Consider the following 26,131-nt stretch of genomic DNA (forward strand, 5'->3'; position numbering starts at 1 on the left):
GGGACGATGGGCTCGGGCGCGCCAGGTGCCCGTCCTTGCACAGGAGGCCTGTTGATGACCACCGTCCGCTGCTACGTGCCGATGACCCCTGACCGCCTCCGGACGCTCCTTGAGGAGCGGCGTGTCGCCGGGCCGCTGTCGGCGACCACGGTGACGGCCTCGGTGCGCGCGGCGGACCCGGCCGGCGAGGTCGAGGAGTGGGAGCACGCGGCGCTGCAGGCCGCGGCGCAGGATCAGCTCGAGGCCGGTCTGCCGGTCGTGGTGGCCGCCGTGGATCTCACCGAGGACCACGTGAGCGCCGACGACGGAGCATCACCCGCCGTGACCGTCGGTGACGTGGACCTCCCGCGCGTGGCCGCTCTGCTTCTGGGCGACGACGTCGTCACCGGGGACCGGACCGACCGCCCCTCGCCCGGTGAGGAGGTGGAGCTCTCCTGGTACGACACCACCGAGCTGGCCCACGTCGTGGAGCTGACCAGCCGAATCGGGTGATCGGCGGTCGGCGGCATACTCTGGATGGTCGAACCCCACAGTCACGGACGGAGAACCATGGACGCCATCGTCGACGTGCCCACGCCGCTCAACGAGCCGGTGCACGGCTACGCCCCCGGCAGCCCTGAGCGGGCCGAGCTCGAGTCGGCCCTCGCCGAGATGGCAGCCACCGCGGTGGACCTGCCGCACATCATCGGCGGGGAGGAGGTCACCGGGGCGGGCGCGGAGATCCAGGTCGTGCAGCCGCACGCCCACGGCGAGGTGCTGGGCACCCTGCGGGACGGGACCCGGCAGGACGCCGAGGCGGCCATCGCCGCCGCCCTGGCGGCGGGGGAGAGCTGGCGCGCCCTGCCGTTCGAGGAGCGGGCGGCGGTCCTGCTGAAGGCGGCGGACCTGCTCTCGGGGCCCTGGCGCGCGCGCATGAACGCCGCGACGATGCTGGGCCAGAGCAAGACGGCCCAGCAGGCGGAGATCGACTCCGCCTGCGAGCTCGCGGACTTCTGGCGCTTCAACGTGCACTACGCCCGACAGCTGCTGGCCGAGCAGCCCATCCGCAACGCCCCGGGCACCTGGAACCGCATCGACCAGCGTCCGCTGGAGGGGTTCGTCTACGCGGTCACCCCGTTCAACTTCACCGCGATCGGGGGCAACCTGCCCACCGCCCCCGCGCTCATGGGCAACACGGTGCTGTGGAAGCCCGCACCGACCCAGCAGCGCGCCGCGAGCCTGACCATGGAGCTGCTCCACGCGGCCGGGATGCCGGCCGGGGTGCTCAACATGGTGACCGGGACGGGCCCGGCCATCAGCGAGGCGGTGCTCGACCACCGCGACCTCGCCGGCATCCACTTCACCGGCTCGACCGCGGTGTTCAACATGCTCTGGCGAGAGATCGGCGCCAACCTCTCCCGCTACCGCTCCTACCCGCGGGTCGTGGGGGAGACCGGCGGCAAGGACTTCGTCGTCGCCCACCCGAGCGCGGACCTGGACGTCCTGCGCACCGCCCTGGTCCGTGGCGCGTTCGAGTACCAGGGCCAGAAGTGCTCCGCGGCCTCGCGCGCGTACATCCCGGCGTCGCTGTGGAAGCAGCTGCGCGAGCCGCTCGTCGGGGAGACCGAGTCGCTCACCGTCGGTGACGTGCGCGACCTGTCCAACTTCATGGGCGCCGTCATCGACGAGCGCGCGTTCGCCAAGCACAAGAAGGTCATCGACGCGGCCCACGACGACCCCAAGGTCGAGATCGTGGCGGGCGGGACGTACGACGACTCGGTCGGCTACTTCGTCCGTCCCACGGTCGCGGTCGTGGAGGACCCGTCCCACGAGATGGTGACGACCGAGTACTTCGGCCCGATCCTGACCGTCCACGTCTACCAGGACGGCGACTGGTCCTCGATGCTCGACCAGATGGAGTCGGTCGCCCCCTACGCCCTGACCGGTGCGGTCATCGCCCAGGACCGCCACGCCGTCGTGGAGGCCACGGCCAAGCTGCGCTTCGCCGCTGGCAACTTCTACGTCAACGACAAGCCGACCGGCGCCGTCGTCGGGCAGCAGCCCTTCGGCGGTGCCCGCTCCTCCGGCACCAACGACAAGGCCGGCTCGGCGGCGAACCTGCAGCGTTGGGTCAACACGCGGGTCATCAAGGAGACGTTCGTCCCCCCGACGGACTACCGCTACCCCCACATGGGCTGAGCGAGCACCCGCGGCGCTGCCGCGGCCGAGGCGGGGGCATCCGTGCGGATGCCCCCGCCTCGCTGCGTGTCGCGGTCGCGGGTCAGCGGGTCGAGAGCCACTCCCGAGCGACCTGCGCCTCCAGCTGGACGACCTCGCGGATCTGAGGAGCCACCGCCTCCTCGATCTTCCTGCCGAGCAGCGGGATGTTGGCCTCGAGGTCGCCGTCGACCACGTGCTCGGTCGCACCCGGCTCGGCCGCCGAGCGCAGGTGCACGCCGCCGAGGAAGTGCACGGGCGTGCCGGGCATGTCGATGGACATCGCCCCCTCGCGCTCACCGTCGGCGTCGGCCGGGCCCCACCGCACAGTCTCGACGACCAGCAGCTGCGGACCGACGAACGCCCGTGCGACGTCAGGCAGCCCGGTCGTGGGCAGGTGGCGACGCACGGTGACCACGGTCGCGTCACCCTCCTCCTCGACGGTGACCGTCTCGTCCGTCGCGCCCGAGCGCTCGCAGCGCAGCTGCTGGTATCTGGGATCGCGAAGCATGTCGAAGGTGCGCTGGAGGTCGGCGGGGTGCACGACGGTCTCGGTGATCCTCATGTGGGTCAACCTACGCCCAGGGCGGCCACGGGGACCGAGACGGGCCGGGCCCGCCAGGTCGTCAGGTCAGTCCGTGGAGACGTCGCTGGAAGGAGAGCAGGCGCCGCACGACCACGCTCTTGGCGCCCGGCCGTAGCCTGCGCAGCCGCTCCTGCTCGACGCACTCCTCCAGCAGGTCGGCGAGGTCCAGAGCGACCTCACCCGCCCCCGGTGCCCAGCTCGTCGATCCTCGGAGCAGTGCCGCGCCCGTCCGGCGCAGCGCCGACGACGCGGTCCGGCAGGACGCATGGTCCAGAGGGCCGTCCGGCCCACCGATCGCCCCGACGACCTGGGGGTGCGGCCCAGGCTGAGGGCGCTGAGCCGCGGCATCCACCAGGAGGTGGGCCAGGCTGTCGATGAGGGCGTCGACCAGACCGTTGGCCTGGCTCCACCCAAGATCGGCGGCCGTGCCCTGGAGGTCGTCCACCAGTGCGGCGACGGCGGCGCTGGTCGGCGTCGTCGGCTCGCGGAGCTGGGGCATGGATCAACTCTAGAGGTGTCTGGCAGCCGAGACGGCAGTTGTCCCCAGCCGGTGAGGAGCACCCGTGCGCCGCGGGTACTGTGAGGTCGGCGCACGAAGGGGTGCGCGACCGGCCACGACACACAGGAGTGCTTGATAGCGATGGGGACCCCCGACACGCTGATCGACCGCTTTTTCCACCACGCGACGGACGAGACGGCCCGACGCGACCCCGCCCAGCTCGCGGCCATCGCCGGCTCGGTGGCCGAGCTGGCCGCGACGCGCGTCCCCGGACGGGCAGCGGTCCGGGTGCTGAACCCCTCGGCCGACACGCAGGGCTGGTCCAGCCGGCACACCGTCGTCCAGGTCGTGACGGACGACATGCCCTTCCTCGTGGACTCCGTGCTCGGAGAGGTGGCTCAGCACGGCCTCACCGTGCATCAGCTGCTCCACCCCCAGCTCGTCGTCGACGCGAGCGGCGAGGTCCAGGACCTCGACCCGCGGGAGCTCACCGCTGGCCAGCGGGCCGAGTCGTGGATCCTCGTCGAGGTCGACCGGGTGCGTCGACCCGAGGACCGGGAAGCCCTGCAGGCCGGTCTGCAGCGCGTGCTCGAGGACGTGCGGAAGGCTTACGAGGACTGGGGGGCGATGCGTCAGCGGGCGCAGGCCATCATCGCCGAGCTCGAGCAGTCGCCGCCGTCGACCGTGGACCCGGAGAGCGTGCAGCCGGTCGTCGACTTCGTCACCTGGCTGGACGACCACCACTTCACCTATCTGGGCTACCGCTCCTACGACCTCGTCGACGGGGAGGAGCCGGGCACGGCATACCTGCGCGCAGTGCCGGGCAGCGGGCTGGGGATCCTGCGCGAGGCACCGGGCGAGGAGGCCTCGATCAGCCCGCTGCGTCCGGAGGCCGTGGAGACCGCGCGCGAGCCTCGGCTGCTCACCGTCACCAAGGCCAACACGCGCGCCACGGTGCATCGTCCGGTGCCGCTCGACTACGTCGGCATCCGACGTTTCGACGCCGAGGGCCGGGTGATCGGGGAGCAGCGCTTCCTGGGCCTGTTCACCCAGGGCGCCTACGCCGAGTCCACGACCCGGCTCCCGGTCGTCGGGGCCAAGGTGAACCGCATCCTGGCGGACAGCGGTTTCGCCCCCGACAGCCACTCCGGCAAGGACCTGCTCAGCGTCCTGGAGGCCTTCCCCCGGGACGAGCTGTTCCAGGCCCCGGTGGAGCAGCTGGAGGAGACCGTCTTCGACGTCCTCCGTCTGCAGGAGCGACCTGCCTCGCGGGTCTACGTCCGTCGGGACGAGTTCGGCCGCTTCGTCAGCTGTGTCGTCTACCTGCCGCGCGACCGCTACAACACCACCAACCGGCTGCGCATCCAGCGCCTCCTGGAGGAGACCTTCGGCGGCGAGATGGCCGACTACGCCACCCGGGTGGGCGACACCCCGCTCGCGCAGCTGCACTACACGATCCGCCTCCCCAAGGACCGTCCTGCACCGCAGGTCGACCTCGAGGCGCTGCACGCACGCCTGGCCGCGGCGACCACGACGTGGACCGAGAGCCTGACCAGCGCCCTCTCCGAGCACCTCGACGACGAGTCGGAGGTGGGCGACCTGGTGGCGCGCTTCGGGCCCGCCTTCCCGGAGGCCTACAAGGAGGACTTCGACGGGGAGACGGCGTATTTCGACATGACCAGGCTCGCGGACCTGGAGCACGGGGCTGCACGCCCCCGCCTCTACCGCGCCGAGGGCGACGACCCCGAGGAGCGGCGTCTGAAGGCCTACCGCTCGGAGGAGATGTCGCTGTCCGACGTCCTGCCGGTGTTCTCGCACCTCGGGCTGGAGGTCACGGTCCAGCGGCCCTACGAGCTCGACGGGGCAGGCAGCGGCCGGAGCTACATCTACGACTTCGGGCTGCGCGCACCGTCGGAGGCCTTCTGGACCGGCGGCGAGGCCCGGCCGGAGGCAGAGGTCGCGACCGCCTTCGAGGACGCCTTCACGGCCATCTGGAGCGGCGCTGCCGAGTCCGACTCGCTCAACGCCCTGGTGCTCACCGCAGGGCTCGACTGGCGTCAGGTGGTCATCCTCCGCACGCTCGTGCGCTACGTCCGCCAGATCGGCACCTTCAGCCTCGAGTACATCGAGGAGGCGCTGGTGGCCAACCCCGCGATCGCCGGCCTGCTCGTCGAGCTCTTCACCGTCCGCTTCGACCCGGACTCCACCCTCACGGGCGAGGAGCGCGGCGCCCGCGAGGAGGAGGTGGCGGCCCAGGTCACCACGGCCCTGGACGAGGTCGCGAGCCTGGACCAGGACCGCATCCTGCGCACTCTCGTCGCGGTGGTGCGCGCGGGCCTGCGCACCAACTACTTCCAGCGCGACGCCGACGGCCAGCCCAAGTCGCACGTCTCTCTGAAGCTGCTGCCGCGTGAGCTCCCGATGCTCCCCGAGCCCAGGCCCGCCTTCGAGATCTGGGTCTACGCCCCCAGCGTCGAGGGTGCGCACCTGCGCTTCGGCGCCGTCGCCCGAGGAGGACTGCGGTGGAGCGACCGGCGGGAGGACTTCCGCACCGAGGTGCTCGGCCTGGTCAAGGCCCAGATGGTCAAGAACGCCGTCATCGTCCCCACCGGCTCCAAGGGCGCCTTCTTCGCCAAGCAGCTGCCTCCGGCCACGGACCGGGCTGCGTGGCTGGCGGAGGGCAAGGCGGCCTACACCGTCTTCATCTCGGGGCTGCTGGACATCACGGACAACCGGACCACCGACGGGGTCGTGCCCCCGGCGCAGGTCGTGCGCCACGACGGTGACGACCCCTACCTGGTGGTCGCGGCGGACAAGGGCACCGCCACCTTCTCGGACCTGGCCAACGGCATCGCCCGCAGCTACGGCTTCTGGCTGGACGACGCCTTCGCCTCGGGCGGTTCTGCCGGGTACGACCACAAGGAGATGGGCATCACCGCCCGCGGCGCGTGGGAGTCGGTCAAGCGCCACTTCCGCGAGCTGGGCCTGGACACCCAGACCGAGGACTTCACGGTCGTGGGCATCGGTGACATGAGCGGCGACGTCTTCGGCAACGGCATGCTCCTCTCGGAGCACATCCGGCTGCTGGCCGCGTTCGACCACCGGCACATCTTCCTGGACCCCGACCCCGACGCGGCGGTCAGCTTCCGTGAGCGGCAGCGGATGTTCGAGCTGCCCGGCTCCAGCTGGGCCGACTACGACACCAGCCTGATCAGCGAGGGCGGTGGCATCTACCCGCGCAGCGCCAAGTCCGTGCCCGTGAGCCCGCAGGTGCGCCAGGCCCTGGGCCTGGAGGAGGGCGTGACGTCGCTGACCCCGGCCGAGATGCTCCGCGCGATCCTGCTCGCGCCGGCCGACCTGCTGTGGAACGGCGGCATCGGCACCTACGTGAAGGCCTCCACGCAGACCGACGCGGAGATCGGGGACCGCGCCAACGACCCGATCCGGGTGGACGGCCGGGACCTGCGCGTGCGGGTCGTCGGCGAGGGTGGCAACCTCGGCCTGAGCCAGCTCGGCCGCGTCGAGGCCGCCCTCGCGGGCGTCCACGTCAACACCGACGCCATCGACAACTCGGCCGGTGTCGACAGCTCGGACCACGAGGTCAACATCAAGATCGCGCTGCAGCCGCTGGTGCGCGACGGGCAGATGTCCCTGGACGCCCGTGACGAGCTGCTCCGGTCGATGACCGACGAGGTGGCCGGCAAGGTGCTCCGCCACAACTACGACCAGAACGTGCTCATCGGCAACGCCCGCAGCCAGCGCGAGGTGATGGCCCCGGTCCACCGGCGGCTCGTCCCGTGGCTCACCGAGCACGCCGGGCTGGACCCGGCCCTGGAGTTCCTGCCGGCGCGCAAGGAGTGGGACCGCCGGGAGAAGGAGGGCCTGGGCCTGACCAGCCCCGAGTTCTCCGTGCTCGTGGCCTACGCCAAGCTCGGGCTCAAGGAGGCCCTCAACGACAGCGGCCTCGCCGACGACCCGGCCATGACCGAGACGCTCCTGGGCTACTTCCCCGAGGCGCTGCGCGAGCAGGCGCACGCGCAGATCCTCGAGCACCCGCTGCGCACGCAGATCGTGGTCAACGAGATCGCCAACGCTATGGTCAACCGCGGAGGCGTGACCTTCGCCTTCCGGGCGGCCGACGAGACGGGCGCGACCCTGACGCAGATCGCCCGCGCCTTCCACGTGGTCCGGGCCGTCTTCGACCTGCCCGGCTACATGGCGAGCGTGGAGGAGCTGGACAACGTCGTCGAGACCGACACCCAGACGGCGCTCTACCTCGAGTTCCGGCGGTTGATCGACCGGAGCGTGCGCTGGTTCCTCAACAACCGGTCGCTGAGCGGCGGGATGGACGAGGAGATCCGGCGCTTCGCGGGCAGCGTGCAGACGCTCGTGCCGGAGCTGGGCCGTCTGCTGCAGGGAGCCGAGCGGGCGCGCTGGCAGGCGCGGGCCCAGTGGGCGCAGGATCGCGGCGTGCCGCGCGACCTGGCCGAGGGCTACGCCTCGCTCCTCGACAGCTTCTCGCTGCTGGACGTCGTCGAGCTCGCGGCGGACATGGACCGTGACGTCGAGGAGGTCGCCGAGGTCTACTTCGCGGTCTCCGAGGGCTTCCAGCTGGACGTCCTGCTCACCCACGTGTCCGGGCTGCCCCGCGACGACCGCTGGTCCTCGCTGGCCCGCGGCGCCCTGCGTGACGACATCTACGGCGTCATGCGGGGCCTGACCCGCACGGTCGCCGAACGCACCACGCCGGGCTCGGACTCGGTCGAGCGGGTCCGCGACTGGATGGTGGAGAACCGCGCTGCCCTCGACCGCACCAGCCAGGTGCTGCGCACGGTGGGCGAGATGGAGCAGGCCGGGCTGGCCCCCATCTCGGTCGCCCTGCGCACGCTGCGCGGCCTGGTCAGGCAGGGCGCGGCCAGCGCCTGAGCCGCGACAAGGTCCCGGTCTAGAGTTCGGACGTGCCGTCCTTGCGCGAGACCCTGTCCCGGAGCACCCTGTCGCCTGCTGACGTCGACTGGCTCCACCGTCTGGTCGGCGACTGGCAGATGGTGGCCGACCTCTCCTTCGCCGACCTGACGCTGTGGCTGCCGGTGCCGGTGGAGGAGACCGACGGGCCGGAGATGTCGTGGTTCCTCGCAGCTCACGCGCGCCCGTCCACGGGGCCGAACTTCTACCACGACGACGTCATCGGACGGCAGCCCGACCCGGGTCGGCTGACCTGGCTCACCCAGGTCCAGCAGACCGGGCACAGCGTGACGCCGGACGGCACGGGCTACGTCCGGGAGCAGTACGTCCCGGTCGTGCGCAGGGGCCGCACCATCGCGGTGCTCATCCGGCACACGGACCTGCAGAACATGCGGCAGCAGGGCGGTCTGGAGGTCAACTACCTCCAGATCAGCCAGCAGCTGTTCTCGATGATCAGCGAGGGCGCCTTCCCGGTCGAGGGCGCCGCCACCGGCGTGGGCCGAGGGACGCCCCGCGTCGGAGACGGCGTCATCCGGCTCACCGCCGACGGGGTCATCGACTACGCCAGTCCCAACGCCGTCTCGGCGCTGCGCCGGCTGGGGCACACCGGCCAGGTCAACGGCGCGGACCTCTCGGAGATCGTCACGGCGCGCCTGGTCGAGGGCACCACCGTCGACGAGACCGTGCCCCTGGTCCTGACGGGTCGTGCGCCCTGGGGGACCGAGCTGGAGACCGGCGGCATCAACCTGACGCTGCGGGCCGTCCCGCTGCTGCGTGGGGGCGCCCGGGTCGGCGCCCTGCTCCTGCTGCGGGACGTGAGCGAGATCCGCCGACGCGAGCGCGAGCTGCTGAGCAAGGACGCGACGATCCGGGAGATCCACCACCGGGTCAAGAACAACCTGCAGACGGTGGCCGCCCTCCTCCGTCTGCAGTCGCGCCGGCTCGACGACCCGACCGCGCGGGCCGCGCTCGCCGAGGCCGGACGCCGGCTGGCCACGGTGGCGCTGGTCCACGACACCCTCAGCCACGCCCTGACCGAGCAGGTGGACTTTGACGGGATCGCGTTGCGGATCCTCCGTGCCACGGTCGAGGTCGCGGCGACGCGGACGGTCGTGGCCACCGAGCTCGCGGGCAGCTTCGGGCAGCTGGCCGCCGAGGACGCGACCCACGTGGCGATGATCCTTGCTGAGCTGGTGCAGAACGCCGTCGAGCACGGGTTCGAGGAGGGGCCTCCGCAGGCGGACGCGGAGAGCGTCCAGCCCCTCGTGCGGATCGAGGCCGAGCGCCGCTCCGAAGGCTCTCCCCAGGAGCTGGAGGTGGTGGTGCGCGACAACGGTGCTGGCCTGCCGGAGGGGACCACGAGCCCGGACCGCTCCGGGCTCGGGGTCCAGATCGTCGAGGCGTTGATCTCCGACCTACGCGGTCACATCACCTGGGAGACAGCAGAGCCGCACGGGACCGTCGTGCGGTTCACCGTGCGGCTGCGGTGCCCGGGCTGAGCCCGTCGGGTATGCGGTGGGGGAGGCTGGTCAGCCGGCGCGGCGGGCGCGGGCCTTGCGTCGCTTGAGAGCGCGACGCTCGTCCTCGGAGAGGCCGCCCCACACGCCGGCGTCCTGCCCGGTCTCGAGTGCCCACTTCAGGCAGGTGTCGATGACGGGGCAGGTGCGGCAGACGGCCTTGGCCTCTTCGATCTGCTGGAGGGCTGGTCCGGTGTTTCCGATCGGGAAGAAGAGCTCGGGGTCCTCTTCCAGGCAGGCTGCGCGGTCGCGCCAGTCCATCAGTCGTACTCCTCCGTGTCCCTGCCCGTCGGGCAGCTCGTGTGTCGTCGTGCCGGGGGCCGGGGCGCCTCCGGAAGGGCGACGACGTCTTAGGTCGCCGGTGTCCGTGCTGGTGTAGGCCTCAGGTCAACTCTCGCGATCAGGGATCGGCGGAAGAGGGGCGCCGGCTACGTCAGCTCGTGTGGTGCCAACGACGGTCGTCGGCACAGTGTTCCCATCCTCCCAGAGGCAGCGTGCAGGCACAAGACTCTCCGACAGGTCGTCGTCGAGGCAGGGTGAGGCGTCAGTCACACCCGGAGCGCTGCATAAGGTGGCGACCATGACCGAGACCACCACCTTCGCGCTCGTCGGCGCTCGTGTCCTGCCCATCGACTCCGCACCTCTCGAGTCCGGGACGGTCCTCGTCCGGGACGGACGGATCGAGGCGGTCGGGCCCACGGAGGCCGTCGCTGTGCCTGACGGGGTCGAGCGGATCGACGCCGCCGGACGATGGGTGCTGCCGGGGCTGATCGACGCCCACGTCCACCTCGGGGTCTGGGAGGAGGGGGAGGGCTGGGCCGGCCAGGACACCAACGAGATGACCGACCCGGTCATGGCCGCCGCCCGCGCCATCGACGCCATCAACCCGCGCGAGCAGGGTTTCGACGACGCCCTCCAGGGCGGGATCACGACCGTCAACGTCAACCCCGGGTCGGGCAACCCGATCGGCGGCCAGGCGGTCGCGCTGAAGACCTACGGGCGCTACGTGGACGAGATGGTGCTGCGCAACCCCTCCGGCGTGAAGGCGGCCCTGGGCGAGAACCCCAAGCGTGTCTACGGCGAGCAGAAGAAGACGCCGTCGACGCGCCTCGGCGTCGCGCTCGTGCTGCGGAAGGCCTTCTCGGCCGCCCGCTCCTACCAGGCGCGGGTCTCCGCCGCCGACGGCGCGCCCGTCGATACCGACCTCGTGAGCGAGATCCTGGTCAAGGTCCTCGAGCGGGAGATCCCGTGGCGTCAGCACTGCCACCGGGCTGACGACATCGCCACGGCGGTCCGGCTGGCCGAGGAGTTCGGCTACGACCTCGTCCTCGACCACGGCACCGAGAGCTACCTGCTCGCCGACATCCTTGCCGAGAAGCAGATCCCGGTCCTCTACGGACCGCTCATCGTCAGCCGCTCCAAGGTGGAGGTGCGGGAGCGCTCGCTGCGGGCGCCCGGGATCCTGGACCGTGCCGGCGTCCCGGTCTCGCTCATCACCGACCACCCCGTGGTGCCGATCGAGCACCTCATCACCCAGGTGGCCCTGGCCGTCCGTGAGGGCATGGACCGGGACGCGGCGCTTCGCGCCGTCACCGTCAACCCGGCCCGCGTGCTGGGGGTGGAGGACCGCGTGGGCTCCCTGGCACCGGGCAAGGACGCCGATCTCGTCGTGTGGTCCGCAGACCCGCTCGACCTGCAGTCCCGGGTGCTGCGGGTGTGGATCGACGGGGTCGAGGTCTACACCTACGACGAGGCCGCCAGCAGCGGCAGGGTGCGCCCGCGCGTCTGAGACGGCCCTACACTGGTTCGTCATCTGACCCCCGACAGGACTGATCAGGCACCATGACCTTCACCCCTGAGACCGACCCCACCACAGCACCGGGGGTCGTCGTCGAGACGCCGGCCCGGGACGCGTCCGCGAGCGACGTCCCCGCGCTCCGCGAGGACATCGTCGTGTGCTCCTTCTACACCGACGACGACTACTACCGCGGTCACGCTGCGACGCTCCGGAGCACCCTCGACCGGCTCGGGCTCGCGCACGAGCTCGAGGAGATCCACAAGCCGGAGGGTGCCGACTGGGCCGACATGACGCGGCGCAAGATCGGCATCCTCGCCGAGGCCTGCGAGCGCCACCCCGACAAGAAGGTCTTCTGGATCGACGTCGACTGCTCGCTGCTCTCCCTGCCGGAGCAGGTCGCGAGCTTCACAGCAGACATCGTCGGTTTCCAGCGCGGCTTCAGCAACCCGCTGTCGATCGGCTACGCCAACCGCACGCGTTTCTGGGAGCCCTGCTTCTTCGGGATCAGCACCTCCGCGGCGGCCCGTCGCTTCATCTCCGACGCCTACCGCTTCGAGCAGGACGCGACGATCAAGGCCACCGACGACTACTTCTTCGAGGAGTCCTGGCGGGCCAACGCCGAGCGTCTCTCCTTCCAGGTGCTGCCCAGCGCCTCGGTGCTGAGCAAGGCCAACGCCGAGTCGGGCGTCATCCCCTTCTTCTCCTTCGGCTCGAGCGGCAACGTGGAGGAGTTCAAGCACAAGGTCGTCCAGCACAAGGGCGTCGACGGCGTCGGTGGCGTGGCCGCCGCGACCCAGCCGCTGCGCAAGCCCCTGCGCACGGCGCTGCGGGGCGCCAAGAGGGTCGAGCGCGCGCTGCCCCCGACCATCCGCCGTCCGGCCCGGCGGCTCGCCGACCAGGCCGGCCTGACCCACCTGCTCACCCGGGGCGGCGCGGTCGGCCAGTCGGGGAGCCCGACCGCCCAGCGCGCCCGGCTCGTGCGGCACATGATCGGCGCGTCCCAGCGCGGCGACCTCACGGCCGTCTACGACGCCTACGACCGGCTGCAGGCCAGCGGCATACTGACGCCCGGCGAGACCGCGGCGAAGCAGGTGGCCGACGCCTTCGGCCACTACGCCACTCTCGCGCCGGGGCAGGACCCGATCCGGCTCACCTGGTGGGCGCGGCCGTTCCCCGGCAACTTCGGTGACTGGCTCAGCCCGTTGGTGATCAGCCAGGTCTCGGGCAGGTCGGTCCACTACGTGCCGCCGACGGCCCCGACGCACTCGAGCCACATCGTGTCCGTGGGCTCCATCGGCCGCTTCATCATGCCGCGCTCGATCGTCGTCGGCACGGGTGTGAGCAGCACCGACATCGAGCTGGACACCAAGGCCCGCTACCTGTCGGTCCGCGGCCCCGTCACGGCGCAGCTGCTCCGGGACAGCGGCGGTCCCGACGTCGAGTCCTTCGGCGACCCCGGCGCCCTGCTGTCCCGGCTCCTGCCCGTCGAGCGCTCGCAGACCAACGGGCGCACGCTGCTCGTGCGCCACTTCAAGCACGCCAACGTCCCCCTGGCGCTGCCGGAGGACATGGACGAGACGAGCGTGCAGATGTCCCACCCGGGCGACATCGAGGAGCTGGTCCGCACGCTCAACCAGTACGACCGGGTCGTCACGAGCGCGATGCACGTGATGATCGCCTGCCACTCCTACGGCATCCCGGTTGCGCTCATCGGCTTCGAGGGGCTCGAGGGTGCCGTCCACGGCACCGGCGTGAAGTACGGCGACTACTGCCGCGGCGTCGGCCTCAGCGCGGTCTACGAGCCGCAGCGGGTCGGCTTCGACCTGCGGACCATCGACCTGGACAACCTCACCTCCCAGGAGCGGATCTCCGAGTCCGTCCTCGACGACATCGAGCAGGCCGTGCGCTCCGGCGTGGCGGCCTACCTCGAGGACGCCTGAGGGCTGAGGCGCCGTGCTGGGTCACCTGGCCCGGGCCCTGCGCCGGCTCTTCCCCTCCCGCTGGGCCCGCGCGGAGGTCGTGGGTCTGATCCTGGTCATGGCCGCGGTGCCGGTCGTGGAGATGCTCGTCATCCGGATGTTCTCGGTGCTCGTCATCGAGGGACCTGGTGAGTGGGCCGCAGGCGACCGGTCGCTGGCCTGGCGCGTCGCGTTGTTCTTCGTGCTGCTCGGCGGTGCGCGGGGCATGCACCACCTGATCCGGATCGTGCGCGTGGCGGTCTTCCGACGGCGGTTCGAGCAGCTCGAGGCGACACGCAGCGCCAGCCGGCAGAGCTGGGACTGGGCGCTGGCCCTGGAGCTGTCCGGCGTGCTCGTCTCGGTCGTCCAGGTCGTGGCGTTCAGCGTGCTCTTCGTCTTCCTGGACCTCTGGGTCGCCGCGGTCAACGCCGTCCTGGTCGCGGCGGTCCTCGTCCTGCAGGGCCACCTCTACGCCGGTGAGCTGGCCCGGCAGCACTCCTACGTCGCGATGGGCAGCAAGCCCGGGACGGTGCCGATCAACGACCGCGTGGGGGGCCGCATCCGCACGGCCGAGCTGGGTGCCCTCCTGGGCAGCCTGGGTATGGCGATCGTGCTCGGCGTGGTGCTGTGGCGGGCCCTGGGCGGTGGCGTGCCGAGCAGCGACGCCGTGGTCTTCTTCCTCGGGCTGCGGCTGCTCTACGGCCAGCTCGGCAACTTCTCGGCCGGGATGATGCGCTTCGCCCGTGCGGCGGCGCGCACGGACCTGGTGGAGGCGGCGTGAGCGCGCCGTCGACGGGCGCCGGTGCAGCGCCGGTCGATCTCACCGTCGCCTTCTCCAGCCTGGCGGAGCGTGTGCCCCAGATCCGCCCGCCTCGTCACCCGGGCGTGCGCGTCGTCGTGCACGTCCAGGGTCCGACGCAGGACCTGGAGGTCCCGGAGGGGGTGGACCGCGTCGTGCCGGTCCCGGGCCGCGGGGTGGCGCGCAGCCGCAACGCCGCCATCGAGGAGTGCCGGACGCGGTACCTGCTGTTCTGCGACGACGACGTCGACGTCGACCTGGACGGCGTGCTCGCCGCCGTGGACCACCTCCGGGTGACCGGGGCGGCGATCGCGCTCGGACGCGCCGTCGACCCCGACGGACACCTGCGCAAGCGCTACCGCACCGACCGACCCACCCCGCTGTCCCTGCTCAACTCCGCCAAGGCGGCGACCTACGAGATGCTCGTCGACGTCGCGCAGGTGCGGCAGGCGGGCGTGCGCTTCGACGAGCGCTTCGGGGCCGGCGCGGAGACGTATCTCGGCGACGAGTACCTCTTCATCGCCGAGCTCCTCTCCGCGGGTCTGAGGGGGTATGCCGTCCCGTTCGTCTTCGGGGTCCACCCCCGCACCAGCTCGGGCAGCCGGTGGGGCGGGCGGGACCTGCACGTGCGCGCGGTGGTCATCAACCACGCCTTCGGTCGTGCCGCTCCGGTGGCCCGGCTGGTGTTCGGGTGGCGCAACAGGCGCAGCATCGGGGACCGTCGGCGGTTGGCGCAGTTCGCGGCCGACGGCAGCACGCTGCACGGGCAGGTGCCGCGGCGCCGTGGTGCGGCCCGTGCCATCGACCCGCCGGGCCCGCCGCCGGCCTGAACGGCGTCGGGCAGCCCGGGTGGCCCGGCACGCTCGCGGGCTCAGTGGTCCCCGGTGACCTCGTCGGGCCGCGACGGCGCGAGCACGCAGTCGGGGCACAGGCCGTGCCCGGGCAGCCGGTAGAACACGCAGCAGCCGGACCGCAGGAAGGCCTCGTCGCGGCGCTCCATGGCACCTCCGACGCAGTGGTGCAGGTCCGCCTTGGGCAGGACCTCACCGCCGGCGGCGACGGCGTCGACCAGGAGCAGCTCGCGCACCAGCTCCCAGGCCTGGCCCGCGGAGTCGGGACGCTGTCCCGCGAGCACCCGCGCCGCGCCGACGAGCGCCGAGGAGCTGTTGCTGACCAGGACGCGCTCGGGGGTGCGCCCCACGCTCGCGCACGCCTCGTGCAGCCGCGCCAGCGAGCTCTCCACGACGGTCCGGGTCAGCACGGCGACGGCCTCCGAGAGGCTGGGCACGGCATACCCCTCCTCGGGGCGCGCCACGCCCAGAGGCACCGCGCCACGGTGCACGGGGCTGGCGACCAGCGCGGTGCTCGACAGGTCGGGGACCCACCGGTGCAGGACCGCGGCCGCCAGGGCCACCGACCACAGGCGCGACGCCAGGCCGACCTGGGTGGCCGAGACGGCCACCTTCGGGTCGACCTCGTCCACGGGGAGGCCGCTGCCGGTGGCCAGGGCCTGGCGGACGGTCGCGAAGCGCGCGGTGAGAGCCTCCGGGGCCAGCACGTCCGCCCAGGGCACCGCGTCGGTTCCCGGTGGCGGCGGAGCGAGCAGGGAGAAGAACCCGCCGAGGTCGGCGAGGTCGGGGTAGAGCTCCCCGACCCCGCCGGCCGTCGGCGACTCGCTCGCGGAGGTCACGACCCCTGGGCGTCGAGGACGGCCCGGGCCGCGGCGAACCGGGCGATCGGCACGCGGTAGGGCGAGCACGAGACGTAGGACAGGCCGAGCTCCTCGAAGAGGGCGATCGAGGCGGGGTCACCGCCGTGCTCGCCGCAGACGCCGAGCTTGAGGTCGGGCTTGGTCGACCGGCCCCGCTCGGCGCCGATCTGGACGAGGCCACCGATGCCGTCGCGGTCGATCGACTCGAACGGGTTGGCGGGGATGACCTCCTCGGACACGTAGTCCGACAGGAAGCCCCCCTCGGCGTCGTCGCGGCTGATGCCGATGCCGGTCTGGGTCAGGTCGTTGGTGCCGAAGGAGAAGAAGTCGGCGTGCTCGGCGATCTGGTCGGCGACGATCGCCGCGCGGGGCAGCTCGATCATCGTGCCGACGGTCACGTCGAGCTGCTCGCCCGCGGCCTCGAGCTCGTCGGCGACCGTGCGCTCGACGACGCCGCGCTGGGCCTTGAGCTCGGAGGCGAAGGCGACCAGCGGGATCATGATCTCCACGCCCACCGTCTCGCCCTCGCGCTCGCGGACCGCCAGCGCGGCGCGGATGATCGCTCGGGTCTGCATCTCCGGGATCTCGGGGTAGAGCATGGCCAGACGGCAGCCGCGAGTGCCCAGCATCGGGTTCTGCTCGTGCAGGCGCTTGACGGAGCCGAGCAGCGTGCGGGCGCGGTCGAGCTCGTCGGGGTCGCCGCCGGTCAGCTCGAGACGCTGCACGAGGAGCGACTGCTCCACGAGGTCGGGCAGGAACTCGTGCAGCGGCGGGTCGAGCAGGCGCACCGTGACGGGCAGCCCCTTCATGGCGGTGAAGATCGCCTCGAAGTCCTCCTGCTGCATGGGCAGGATCGTGGCGAGCGCCTCGGCGCGGTCCTCCACCGTCTCGGCCAGGATCATCTGGCGGACGGCCGGGAGCCGGTCGGCTGCCATGAACATGTGCTCGGTGCGGCACAGGCCGATGCCCTCGGCGCCCAGCTCACGAGCCTTGGCCGCGTCCTCGCCGGTGTCGGCGTTGGCCCGCACCCCGAGGCGCCGGATCTCGTCGGCCCAGCCGACGATCGCCCCGAAGTCCTCGTTGACCTGCGGCGGGACGAGCTCGAGGGCCTCGCCGTAGACGTCGCCCGTCGAGCCGTCGAGGGTGATCATGTCGCCCTCGTGGAAGACCTGGCCTCCGACGGTGAGCGTCTTGTCCGAGACGTTGATGCGGATGGCGTGGGCGCCGGCGACGCACGGCTTGCCCATGCCGCGGGCGACCACGGCGGCGTGCGACGTCATACCGCCGTGGGCGGTGAGAACGCCCTGGGCGACGATCACGCCGTGGATGTCGTCAGGAGTCGTCTCGTAGCGCACCAGGACGACCGGCTCGCCGGCCGCGCCGCGCTCGGCGGCGGTGTCCGCGTCGAAGACGACCTCGCCGACCGCTGCGCCGGGGGAGGCGGGCAGGCCCTTGGTGATCGGGGTGCGCCCGTGCTCGGGGTCGATGGCCGGGTGCAGCAGCTGGTCCAGCTGGGACGGCGCGATGTGGCGCAGGGCCTCCTCGCGGCTGAGCACCTGCTCGTCCACGAGGTCGCGGGCGACCTTGAGGGCGGCGGCGGCGGTGCGCTTGCCGTTGCGGGTCTGCAGCAGGTAGAGCGTGCCGTCCTCGACGGTGAACTCGATGTCCTGCATGTCCTTGTAGTGCGCCTCCAGGTCGTGCATCGTCTGCACGAGCTGGGTGTAGGCCTCGGGCAGCACCTGCTCCATCTCGGAGAGCGGGCGCGGCGTACGGATGCCGGCGACGACGTCCTCGCCCTGGGCGTTGACGAGGAACTCGCCGTAGAGCTCCTTGGCGCCGGTGGAGGGGTTACGGGTAAAGCAGACGCCGGTGGCCGAGGTCTCGCCGCGGTTGCCGAAGACCATCTGCATGACGTTGACGGCGGTGCCGAGGTCGTCGGGGATGTCGTTCGCCTTGCGGTAGACGCGGGCGCGCGGGGTGTCCCAGGAGCGGAAGACCGCGTCGATGGCGCCCCGCAGCTGCTCGCGCGGGTCGCTGGGCAGGTCGTGGCCGAGCTCGCGGCGCGAGACCTCCTTGAAGGTCTGGACCAGCTCCTTGAGGTCCTCGGTGCTCAGGTCGGTGTCCTGCTCGACCCCGCGGCGGGCCTTCAGGGCGGTCAGCTCGTCCTCGTAGACGTGGGGCGGGACGCCCTCGACGACGTCGCCGTACATCTGCAGGAAGCGGCGGTAGGAGTCCCACGCGAAGCGCGGATTGTCAGCCTCGGCGCCCAGCGCCTCGACGGTCTCGTCACCGATGCCGAGGTTGAGGATCGTGTCCATCATGCCGGGCATGGAGAAGACGGCGCCGGACCGGACCGAGACGAGCAGCGGCCTGGTCGAGCCGCCGAGGGTCCTCCCGGTGCGCTCCTCGAGCCGGGCCAGCGCGGTCAGGGTGTCCTCCCACAGACCCTCGGGCCACTCGCCGTGGGCGTCCATGGTCGCGACGCAGGCGGCGGTGCTCACCGTGAAGCCGTCGGGGACAGGGATTCCCAGCCGCTTCATCTCGGCCAGGTTCGCCCCCTTCCCGCCCAGGACGGTGCGCATCGTCGCGTCACCCTCCGACATGTCGTAGAGGTACCTCGTGGCAGTCGTCCCGCTCATCCCTTGCGCTCCTCGCCGTGGTCGTGCGCGGCCCCGGCGCCGCGCTACAGGTGGAACTTTATCGACTCCTGCGCCGTGTCAGCGCCCGGTGCTGGTCTCGCGGCGTCGCTCGACCAGCTCGATCACCCGTCCGGCCGCCTCCTCGAGCGCGAGCTCGGTGGTGTCGATGACCGGACAGCCGAGCCCGCGCTGGATCCGCGTGACCTGGTCGAGCTCGTCGAAGATCTTCACGATGTCGGTGTAGCCGTCCCGCTGCACCCCGGCCGCGCCCATGCTGCGGACCCTCCGGCTGCGGATCTGCACGAGCCGCTCGGGGTCGATGGTCAGCCCGACGATCTTCCAGCGCTGCACGTCGTAGAGCTCCTGGGTCACCGGGACCCCCGGGACCAGGGGGATGTTGGCGGTCTTGAAGCCGAGGTAGCCGAGATACATCGACAGCGGCGTCTTGCCCGAGCGGCTGACGCCGATGAGCACGATGTCCGCCTCGCGGAGGTGGTTGGACAGGTTGCCGTCGTCGTTGGCGATCGAGAACTCCATCGCCTGGACACGCTTGAAGTAGTCCTCGCTCACGCCGACGGGCGTGACGATGCGCGAGGGGTCGCGACCGGTGGCCTCCTTGAGCGCGGTGACCGCGGGCTCGAGGAGGTCGGCGTGCGGGAGCCCGCGCTCCTGGCACAGCTGCTGCACGAGATGCCGCAGCCCCTCGTCGACCACCGTGGAGAAGACGACCGTGCGCGCCCGGTCGGGGTGCATCCGGGCGAAGGCGTCCTGCAGACCGTCCGGCGTGCTCTGGCGCGGGTGGCGGATGATCCGCACGTCGTAGCCGACGTACTGGGCGGCGGCGGCCCGCGCCACGCGGGCGGCCGTGTCACCGGTCGAGTCCGCGATGATGTGGACCTCGATGGGCAGCTCGGGCATACGGGCAGGGTATGCCGTTGGAGCCCGCCCTGTCTGGTCCGGGTCCGCCGGGCGACTCAGACGGGCTCGTTGCGCTCGCCGGGGGCCGGCTCGGTGCTGGTGCCCTCGACGTCGCTCGGCGGCGCCTCGCTGCCGGCGGCGGTGACGTACTCCTCGACCTCGGCGGGAGCGGCCGTGAGGGCCTCCTCGTCACCGGCCGCCTGCGCGGCCGCCATCTCTTCCGCGGTGCTGAGCTCGTCCGGGGCGGCGGTCCCGCCGTCGTCGGGGCGGCCGAAGCCCCCGCCCACGTAGGTGCCCTCGGCGTCGTCGTGATCCGGTGTGTTGGTCGTCTCGCTCATGGCTGCCACACTGCCCCAGTGCCCGACCTGCTGACAACCGGAAGCGACCTGCCCGTCGTCGCGGTCGTCGGCGCCACCGCGACCGGCAAGTCGGACCTCGGCGTCGCGCTCGCCCAGCAGCTCGGCGGGGAGGTCGTCAACGCCGACGCCTCGCAGCTCTACCGCGGCATGGACATCGGCACGGCCAAGCTCTCCCGGGGCGAGCGGCACGGCATACCGCACCACCAGCTGGACGTCCTGGACGTGCGGGAGGAGGCGAGCGTCGCGGCATACCAGGAGAGCGCCCGCGCGGACCTCCGGGCGATCCGGGCGCGGGGCGCCGTCCCCATGGTCGTCGGCGGGTCGGGGCTCTACGTGCGGGCGCTGCTCGACCGGCTGGAGATCCCGCCGACCGATCCTGGCGTGCGGGCGCGCTGGGAGGAGGAGCTGGGGCGCGTGGGGGCCGAGGAGCTGCACGCCCGGCTGGCGGCGGCCGACCCCACGGCGGCGGCCGCGATCGAACGCCGCAACGGGCGGCGGGTCGTGCGCGCGCTCGAGGTCATCGAGCTGACCGGCCGACCCTTCAGCGCCACCATGCCGACACGCGAGTTCGTGGCGCCGACGGTGGTGCTCGGTCTGCGCGCCGACCGTGACGTGCTCGACCGACGCATCGCGGACCGGGCCGCCCGGATGTGGAGGGCAGGGCTGGTCGAGGAGGTCCGCGGGCTCGTGGAGCAGGGGCTGCGCGAGGGGCGCACGGCCTCGCGGGCGGTCGGCTACGCCCAGGCGCTGCGCCAGCTCGACGGAAAGCTGTCCGAGGACGAGGCGGTCGAGGACACGGTCGTGGCCACCCGTCGCCTGGCCCGCCGGCAGGAGCGGTGGTTCGGGCCGGACGCGAGGATCACCTGGCTGGAGCACGACGCGCCCGACCTGGTCGAGCAGGCGGTCGCGGCGCTGACCCGCCGGCCGGGGGCGTGACGGCGAGGAGACTAGGGGTTGGCCCCAGGACGCTGCACGCGCAGGACCCGGAAGCCCTTGCTGCTGGCCGACCGGGAGACCTCGACCGGGCCCATGCGGTCGGGCAGCGTGCGCGTCAGCCAGGCCTGCAGGGAATCGGACCCGAGGTTCTTCTGGACGACCAGGTATGCCGTCCCCCCGGGCGTGAGCCGCGGCAGCCAGGTGGTCATCAGCTCGTGGAGGACAGCCTTGCCGACCCGGATCGGGGGGTTGGACCAGATCAGGTCGAAGCTGGTGCCGGGGTCGACCCCGTCGGGTGTGGTGGCCACGACGCCGGTGGCCCCGAGAGCCTGGGCGTTGCGACGGCACAGGTCGAGGGCGCGCTCGTTGACGTCGACCGCGTGGACGACAGCGGCGGGGGACCGCAGGGCCATCGTGAGAGCGAGAGGGCCCCACCCGCAGCCCAGGTCGAGGAACGTGCCGGATCCCGGAGGAGGGGGGACCTCGTCGAGGAGCACGCGCGTGCCCTTGTCGATGCCGTCGGGGGAGAAGATGCCGCCGGCGGTCACGATCTCGACGTCACGGCCGGCCAGCCGGACCGGCACGTGGCGCAGCTCGCCGTCCGAGGCCGGCCTGGCGGTGAAGTAGTGGTCGGGAGGCTGCGTCGAGGGGTCGGGGGGCTGCGTCGTCATCGTCGCCGAGTGTAGTTCCGTGCCTCCCGCCCGGCGTGTCGTGCACAGTGCGCGTCCCGTTGCTGCGTGTCGCGTGTCAGGGCGCGGTTCCGGCAGCACGGATGCTGCACAGCGAGGCGCGGGCAGAAACCGGTGGCCTCAGGCGTTGCACGGTGAGACGCTGGAGGCGGAGCCGACCCGGTCGGCCAGCCGCACGGCATACCCCTCAGACCAGAAGGACTGCATGACCGCCACCCCGAACCCCGAGCGCCGTTCCGCCATCCTGAGCCGCCGCTCCCAGGCCCTCCAGGACGATGCCGACATCGAGCTGCTCGACGACGGCTGGGGCGATGAAGGCTACGACGGTGACCAGCTCGACCGCGAGGAGCGGGCGGCGCTGCGTCGCGTCCAGGGCCTGTCGACCGAGCTCGAGGACGTCACCGAGGTCGAGTACCGCCAGCTGCGGCTCGAGCGCGTCGTCCTCGCCTCCGTCTGGGAGGACAACGGCCGGACCACGCTCGAGGACGCCGAGAACTCCCTGCGGGAGCTGGCCGCGCTCGCCGAGACCGCGGGATCGACCGTGCTCGACGGCGTCGTGCAGCGACGGCTCAAGCCGGACCCGGCGACCTACCTCGGGTCGGGCAAGGCCAAGGAGCTGCGCGACATCGTCGCCGCCGAGGGCGCCGACACGGTCATCGCCGACGGCGAGCTCGGCCCCTCGCAGCGCCGCGCGCTCGAGGACGTCGTCAAGGTCAAGGTCATCGACCGCACCGCGCTGATCCTCGACATCTTCGCCCAGCACGCCAAGAGCCGCGAGGGCCGTGCCCAGGTCGAGCTGGCCCAGCTGCAGTACCTCCTGCCCCGCCTGCGCGGCTGGGGCGAGTCGATGTCCCGGCAGGCCGGTGGCCGGGTCGCCGGCGGTGAGGGCATCGGCTCCCGCGGTCCCGGTGAGACCAAGATCGAGCTGGACCGGCGCCGGATCAACAGCCGGATCGCCAAGCTGCGCCGCGACATCCGGGAGATGAAGACGGTCCGCGACACCAAGCGCTCCTCGCGCAAGGCCAACAAGGTCCCGAGCGTGGCGATCGTCGGCTACACCAACGCCGGCAAGTCCTCCATCCTCAACCGGCTCACCGGGGCGGGCGTGCTGGTGCAGAACCAGCTCTTCGCCACCCTCGACCCCACCGTGCGCCGGCACGAGTCCGCCGAGGGCCGGGTCTACACGCTCACCGACACGGTCGGTTTCGTGCGCTCGCTGCCCCACCAGCTGGTGGAGGCGTTCCGCTCCACGCTGGAGGAGGCGGCCGACGCGGACGTCCTGCTGCACGTCGTCGACGGCTCCCACCCGGACCCGGAGGGCCAGGTGGACGCGGTGCACAAGGTGCTCTCGGAGGTGTTCGAGGAGCACCAGGGGGCGGGGGTCCACGTCCCGGAGATCATCGCGGTCAACAAGGCCGACCTCGCGGACGAGGACACGCTGGACCGGCTGCGCCGGGCGTATCCGCGGGTGGTCGTCGTCTCCGCCCGGACCGGCGAGGGCATCGACGAGCTGCTCGCGGCCGTCGAGGACGCCCTGCCCCGTCCGCAGATCCTGGTCGACGTGCTCCTGCCCTACTCCCGGGGCGACCTGGTCGCCCGGCTCCACGACGAGGGAGAGGTCCTCGGCGAGGAGCACACGGCCGACGGCACCCGACTGCAGGCGAAGGTGTCGGAGGACCTGCACGGGCACCTGGGGCAGTACGCCGTCTGACGAGCCCGCGCCGGGGATGCTGTGGCAGGGTGAGCCGCGTGGACGACGTGACTGCCGAGCACCCCGACACGACCCTCGACCAGCCCCGGGAGGCCGGGCCCGCCACCGCCGAGCACCGTCGGCTGGCGGAGTCCGACGACCCGAAGGCGCCCTGGCGCCGCTGGGGGCCCTACGTCTCCGGCCGTCAGTGGGGCACGGTCCGCGAGGACTACTCCGCCGACGGGGACGCGTGGGCCTACCTGCCCTTCGAGCAGTCGCACCTGCGCGCCTACCGCTGGGGCGAGGACGGGCTGGCCGGGCTCTGTGACGTCGAGGGCTTCCTCAACCTCGGCCTGGTCCTGTGGAACGGCCGCGACGACCGGCTGAAGGAGCGCTACTTCGGCCTCACCAACCCGCAGGGCAACCACGGCGAGGACGTCAAGGAGTACTGGTGGGCCGTCGAGGGCACGCCCACGCACAGCTACGCCCGTTGGCTCTACCGCTACCCGCAGGCCGCCTTCCCCTACGAGGAGCTCGTGCGGGTCAACGGCGAGCGCGGGGTCCACGACGAGGAGTACGAGCTGGCCGACACCGGCGTCCTCGACGAGGACCGGTTCTTCGACGTCGAGGTCGTCCACGCCAAGGGCAGGCCGAGCGACGTCTGCGTCGAGATCACCGCGACCAACCACGGCCCCGAGGCCGCGCCGCTGCACCTGCTGCCCCACCTGTGGTTCCGCAACACGTGGAGCTGGGGCCTGGACGACCGCCGTCCGCTCCTGCGCCAGGTCGGGGCCCCGGGCGAGCAGGTCGCCGTGCTCGCCGAGCACCACGAGCTGGGCCAGGTGCTCGTGCAGGCCGAGGGTGCGCCGGAGGTGCTCTTCTGCGACAACGAGACCAACCTCGCCGCGGTCTACGGCGACGACGCCCTGCCCGCGGACTACACGGCATACCCGAAGGACGCGGTGAACCGCGCCGTCGTCCACGGCCAGACCGACGCCTGCAACCCCGAGCGCCGGGGCACCAAGATGGCGTTCTGGTGGAGGTTCGAGGCCGTCCCGCCGGGGGAGAGCGTCACCGTGCGGCTCCGGCTGACCGAGCTCAGCGGGCGTCCCGACCCGTCCACCGGTTTCGGCGAGGTGCTGGCGCGGCGCGCGGCGGAGTGCGAGGAGTTCTACGCCGCGGTCCTGCCCGAGGGCACCGACCCCGAGGACGCCCTCATCGCCCGCCGCGCCTTCGCCGGCCTGCAGTGGGGCAAGCAGCTCTACCTGTATGACGTGACCCGCTGGCTGGAGGGGGACCCCGGTCAGCCGCCCCCGCCGGCCGAGCGGCTGCAGGGCCGCAACCGCCACTGGACCCACGTCAACCTCGCCGAGGTCATCTCGATGCCCGACGAGTGGGAGTACCCGTGGTTCGCCACCTGGGACCTGGCCTTCCACTGCGTGCCGCTGGCGCACGTCGACCCGTGGTTCGCCAAGTACCAGCTGCTGCTCATGTGCCGCGAGTGGGCGATGAACCCCAACGGCCAGCTGGCGGCCTACGAGTGGAACTTCTCCGACGTCAACCCGCCGGTGCACCCCTGGGCCGCGTGGCAGGTCTACGCGATCGACGGCAACCGCGACCGGGACTTCCTGCAGCGGATCGTGCTGAAGATGCTGCTCAACTTCCCCTGGTGGGTGAACCGCAAGGACCCCGAGGGCTCGAACATCTTCGAGGGCGGCTTCCTGGGGATGGACAACGTCGGGCTCTTCGACCGCTCCGAGACCCTGCCGGACGGGCAGCGGCTGGAGCAGGCGGACGCCACCGCCTGGATGGGCATGTTCTGCCTGCGGATGCTGCGGATGTCCATGGAGCTCGCGCGCGAGGACCCCGCCTGGGACGAGGTCGCGACCAAGTTCCTCGTGCACTTCCTGGCGATCGCGCAGGCGATGGAGGACGTCGGGACGGGCCACATCTCGCTGTGGGACGCCGAGGACGAGTTCTTCCACGACGTGCTCGTGGACGAGCAGGGCCACACCTTCCGGATGCCGGTCCGCTCGATGGTCGGGCTGCTGCCCCTCACGGGCGTCAGCCTGGTGCCCAACTGGGTGGCGCACGAGCTGCCCGACCTGACCGACTTCTTCGACGGCTGGACGCGACGCCGCCCCGAGCTCGCGGACGCGCTGCTGCACACCAACCACCGCGGCTACAGCCTGCGCACGCTGTCGATGTGCGACAAGGGTCAGTGGTATGCCGTGGTCCGTCACCTCCTCGACGAGGGGGAGTTCCTCTCGCCGCACGGCATCCGGTCGCTGTCCGCGGCGCACCGTGAGGGGGTGGAGATCGACCTCCACGGCAAGCACATGTCGCTGCAGTACGTCCCCGGCGAGTCCGACTCCGGCATGTTCGGCGGCAACTCCAACTGGCGCGGGCCCGTGTGGATGCCGGTGAACGCGCTGCTGGTGGACGCCCTGCGCAGCTACGGCCGGGCCGCCGGTGCCGGGCAGACCGTGGAGATGCCCACGGGCTCCGGGCGACGGGTGTCCCTCGAGCAGGTCGCCGACGAGATCGAGGACCGGCTGGTGGGGATCTTCCGCCCGGGTCCGGACGGGCGGCGTCCCTCGACGCCGCGGCACCACCCGGCCGGGCCGCTGTGGGACGCCCACCCGACGTTCAGCGAGTACTTCCACGGGGACACCGGCGCAGGTCTCGGGGCTGCCCACCAGACCGGCTGGACGGCGCTGGTCGCGCACTTCGTCTGCGCCCGGGGGGGCCTGCCGAACCGGTGACGCGCCGTGTGACGAGGCTCATTCCGTCAATTCCTCCAAACAAGTTGCTGGCGACTCACGACAGCGTGTAGTTTGGGGCCGGCCCACGCTCCGGCTGGGCCTTGAC

19 protein-coding genes are annotated in these 26,131 nt (G+C 72.0%); 11 read left to right on the top strand and 8 right to left on the bottom strand.

Annotated elements, in window-relative coordinates:
* Positions 1-54 precede the first annotated feature (54 nt).
* Positions 55-492, top strand: coding sequence for a DUF6912 family protein (locus IEV65_RS04420; protein WP_188428352.1), 438 nt, complete (start codon positions 55-57; stop codon positions 490-492).
* A 57-nt stretch (positions 493-549) separates the two neighbouring features.
* Positions 550-2,178 (top strand): L-glutamate gamma-semialdehyde dehydrogenase, encoded by a 1,629-nt coding sequence (gene pruA / locus IEV65_RS04425; protein WP_188428353.1) that lies wholly within the window; start codon positions 550-552, stop codon positions 2,176-2,178.
* Positions 2,179-2,260: 82 nt separating this feature from the next.
* On the opposite strand, the gene IEV65_RS04430 is transcribed toward pruA, so the two are convergent.
* Positions 2,261-2,761, bottom strand: a complete 501-nt coding sequence (locus IEV65_RS04430) for a DUF2505 domain-containing protein (protein ID WP_188428354.1) — start codon at positions 2,759-2,761, stop codon at positions 2,261-2,263.
* A 61-nt stretch (positions 2,762-2,822) separates the two neighbouring features.
* Positions 2,823-3,281 carry a hypothetical protein gene (locus IEV65_RS04435; RefSeq protein ID WP_188428355.1) on the bottom strand — a complete coding sequence of 153 codons (459 nt, stop codon included), beginning with the start codon at positions 3,279-3,281 and terminating at the stop codon, positions 2,823-2,825.
* A 141-nt stretch (positions 3,282-3,422) separates the two neighbouring features.
* On the opposite strand from IEV65_RS04435, the gene IEV65_RS04440 reads away from it, so the two are divergent.
* Complete coding sequence (locus tag IEV65_RS04440; protein WP_188428356.1) at positions 3,423-8,207, top strand: NAD-glutamate dehydrogenase; 4,785 nt, start codon at positions 3,423-3,425, stop codon at positions 8,205-8,207.
* Positions 8,208-8,239: 32 nt separating this feature from the next.
* Entirely contained in the window at positions 8,240-9,745 is a 1,506-nt protein-coding gene (locus IEV65_RS04445; protein WP_188428357.1) for a sensor histidine kinase, read from the top strand.
* A gap of 30 nt (positions 9,746-9,775) precedes the next feature.
* Here the strand turns inward: IEV65_RS04445 and IEV65_RS04450 are convergent, their stop codons facing one another.
* The gene (locus IEV65_RS04450; RefSeq protein ID WP_188428358.1) at positions 9,776-10,024 is read right to left on the bottom strand and encodes a WhiB family transcriptional regulator; all 249 of its coding nucleotides are present in this window, start codon (positions 10,022-10,024) and stop codon (positions 9,776-9,778) included.
* 319 nt (positions 10,025-10,343) lie between these two features.
* Here IEV65_RS04450 and IEV65_RS04455 point away from each other — a divergent pair, with 319 nt between their 5' ends.
* From IEV65_RS04455 to IEV65_RS04470, 4 genes are read left to right on the top strand one after another with little or no spacing between them, the layout of a single operon-like run.
* Positions 10,344-11,552, top strand: a complete 1,209-nt coding sequence (locus IEV65_RS04455; RefSeq protein WP_188428359.1) for an amidohydrolase — start codon at positions 10,344-10,346, stop codon at positions 11,550-11,552.
* A gap of 53 nt (positions 11,553-11,605) precedes the next feature.
* The gene (locus IEV65_RS04460) at positions 11,606-13,501 is read left to right on the top strand and encodes a polysaccharide pyruvyl transferase family protein (RefSeq protein WP_188428360.1); all 1,896 of its coding nucleotides are present in this window, start codon (positions 11,606-11,608) and stop codon (positions 13,499-13,501) included.
* Between the two features lie 13 nt (positions 13,502-13,514).
* A complete protein-coding gene (locus IEV65_RS04465) occupies positions 13,515-14,300 on the top strand; it encodes a hypothetical protein (RefSeq protein ID WP_188428361.1) in 786 nt (261 codons plus the stop codon).
* Complete coding sequence (locus tag IEV65_RS04470; protein WP_188428362.1) at positions 14,297-15,148, top strand: glycosyltransferase; 852 nt, start codon at positions 14,297-14,299, stop codon at positions 15,146-15,148. The genes IEV65_RS04465 and IEV65_RS04470 overlap by 4 nt, the downstream gene beginning before the upstream one ends.
* Before the next feature lie 41 nt (positions 15,149-15,189).
* Here IEV65_RS04470 and IEV65_RS04475 read toward each other — a convergent pair whose 3' ends face one another.
* The 4 genes from IEV65_RS04475 to IEV65_RS15575 all read right to left on the bottom strand — a co-directional run bounded on the left by IEV65_RS04475 (position 15,190) and on the right by IEV65_RS15575 (position 19,924).
* Complete coding sequence (locus IEV65_RS04475; protein ID WP_188428363.1) at positions 15,190-16,008, bottom strand: (2Fe-2S)-binding protein; 819 nt, start codon at positions 16,006-16,008, stop codon at positions 15,190-15,192.
* Complete coding sequence (gene ppdK, locus IEV65_RS04480) at positions 16,005-18,668, bottom strand: pyruvate, phosphate dikinase (protein WP_188428364.1); 2,664 nt, start codon at positions 18,666-18,668, stop codon at positions 16,005-16,007. Before ppdK ends, IEV65_RS04475 begins: the two co-directional genes overlap by 4 nt.
* A gap of 78 nt (positions 18,669-18,746) precedes the next feature.
* Positions 18,747-19,586 (bottom strand): pyruvate, water dikinase regulatory protein, encoded by an 840-nt coding sequence (locus IEV65_RS04485; protein WP_188428365.1) that lies wholly within the window; start codon positions 19,584-19,586, stop codon positions 18,747-18,749.
* Positions 19,587-19,642: 56 nt separating this feature from the next.
* On the bottom strand, positions 19,643-19,924 hold the full coding sequence (locus tag IEV65_RS15575; RefSeq protein WP_229734885.1) for a hypothetical protein: 282 nt from the start codon (positions 19,922-19,924) through the stop codon (positions 19,643-19,645).
* 18 nt (positions 19,925-19,942) lie between these two features.
* On the opposite strand from IEV65_RS15575, the gene miaA reads away from it, so the two are divergent.
* Complete coding sequence (miaA, locus tag IEV65_RS04490) at positions 19,943-20,881, top strand: tRNA (adenosine(37)-N6)-dimethylallyltransferase MiaA (protein WP_229734886.1); 939 nt, start codon at positions 19,943-19,945, stop codon at positions 20,879-20,881.
* 11 nt (positions 20,882-20,892) lie between these two features.
* Here the strand turns inward: miaA and IEV65_RS04495 are convergent, their stop codons facing one another.
* Positions 20,893-21,552, bottom strand: a complete 660-nt coding sequence (locus tag IEV65_RS04495; protein ID WP_188428367.1) for a class I SAM-dependent methyltransferase — start codon at positions 21,550-21,552, stop codon at positions 20,893-20,895.
* 223 nt (positions 21,553-21,775) lie between these two features.
* Between IEV65_RS04495 and hflX the strand changes: the two genes are divergently transcribed.
* A complete protein-coding gene (gene hflX, locus IEV65_RS04500) occupies positions 21,776-23,281 on the top strand; it encodes a GTPase HflX (RefSeq protein WP_188428368.1) in 1,506 nt (501 codons plus the stop codon).
* Between the two features lie 38 nt (positions 23,282-23,319).
* Positions 23,320-26,025: an MGH1-like glycoside hydrolase domain-containing protein gene (locus IEV65_RS04505; protein WP_308642555.1), complete on the top strand. Its 2,706-nt coding sequence runs from the start codon at positions 23,320-23,322 to the stop codon at positions 26,023-26,025.
* Positions 26,026-26,131: the final 106 nt, after the last annotated feature.

It is taken from the genome of Ornithinimicrobium tianjinense, from assembly GCF_014636495.1.
Classification (GTDB): domain Bacteria; phylum Actinomycetota; class Actinomycetes; order Actinomycetales; family Dermatophilaceae; genus Ornithinicoccus; species Ornithinicoccus tianjinensis.

Bases quoted from the DNA above. Each gene is read 5' to 3' on its own strand.
- IEV65_RS04420 (WP_188428352.1), top strand. From the start codon at position 55: ATGACCACCGTCCGCTGCTACGTGCCGATGACCCCTGACCGCCTCCGG.
- pruA (WP_188428353.1), top strand. From the start codon at position 550: ATGGACGCCATCGTCGACGTGCCCACGCCGCTCAACGAGCCGGTGCAC.
- IEV65_RS04430 (WP_188428354.1), bottom strand. From the start codon at position 2,761: ATGAGGATCACCGAGACCGTCGTGCACCCCGCCGACCTCCAGCGCACC.
- IEV65_RS04435 (WP_188428355.1), bottom strand. From the start codon at position 3,281: ATGCCCCAGCTCCGCGAGCCGACGACGCCGACCAGCGCCGCCGTCGCC.
- IEV65_RS04440 (WP_188428356.1), top strand. From the start codon at position 3,423: ATGGGGACCCCCGACACGCTGATCGACCGCTTTTTCCACCACGCGACG.
- IEV65_RS04450 (WP_188428358.1), bottom strand. From the start codon at position 10,024: ATGGACTGGCGCGACCGCGCAGCCTGCCTGGAAGAGGACCCCGAGCTC.
- IEV65_RS04455 (WP_188428359.1), top strand. From the start codon at position 10,344: ATGACCGAGACCACCACCTTCGCGCTCGTCGGCGCTCGTGTCCTGCCC.
- IEV65_RS04460 (WP_188428360.1), top strand. From the start codon at position 11,606: ATGACCTTCACCCCTGAGACCGACCCCACCACAGCACCGGGGGTCGTC.
- ppdK (WP_188428364.1), bottom strand. From the start codon at position 18,668: ATGAGCGGGACGACTGCCACGAGGTACCTCTACGACATGTCGGAGGGT.
- IEV65_RS04485 (WP_188428365.1), bottom strand. From the start codon at position 19,586: ATGCCCGAGCTGCCCATCGAGGTCCACATCATCGCGGACTCGACCGGT.
- IEV65_RS15575 (WP_229734885.1), bottom strand. From the start codon at position 19,924: ATGAGCGAGACGACCAACACACCGGATCACGACGACGCCGAGGGCACC.
- IEV65_RS04495 (WP_188428367.1), bottom strand. From the start codon at position 21,552: ATGACGACGCAGCCCCCCGACCCCTCGACGCAGCCTCCCGACCACTAC.
- hflX (WP_188428368.1), top strand. From the start codon at position 21,776: ATGACCGCCACCCCGAACCCCGAGCGCCGTTCCGCCATCCTGAGCCGC.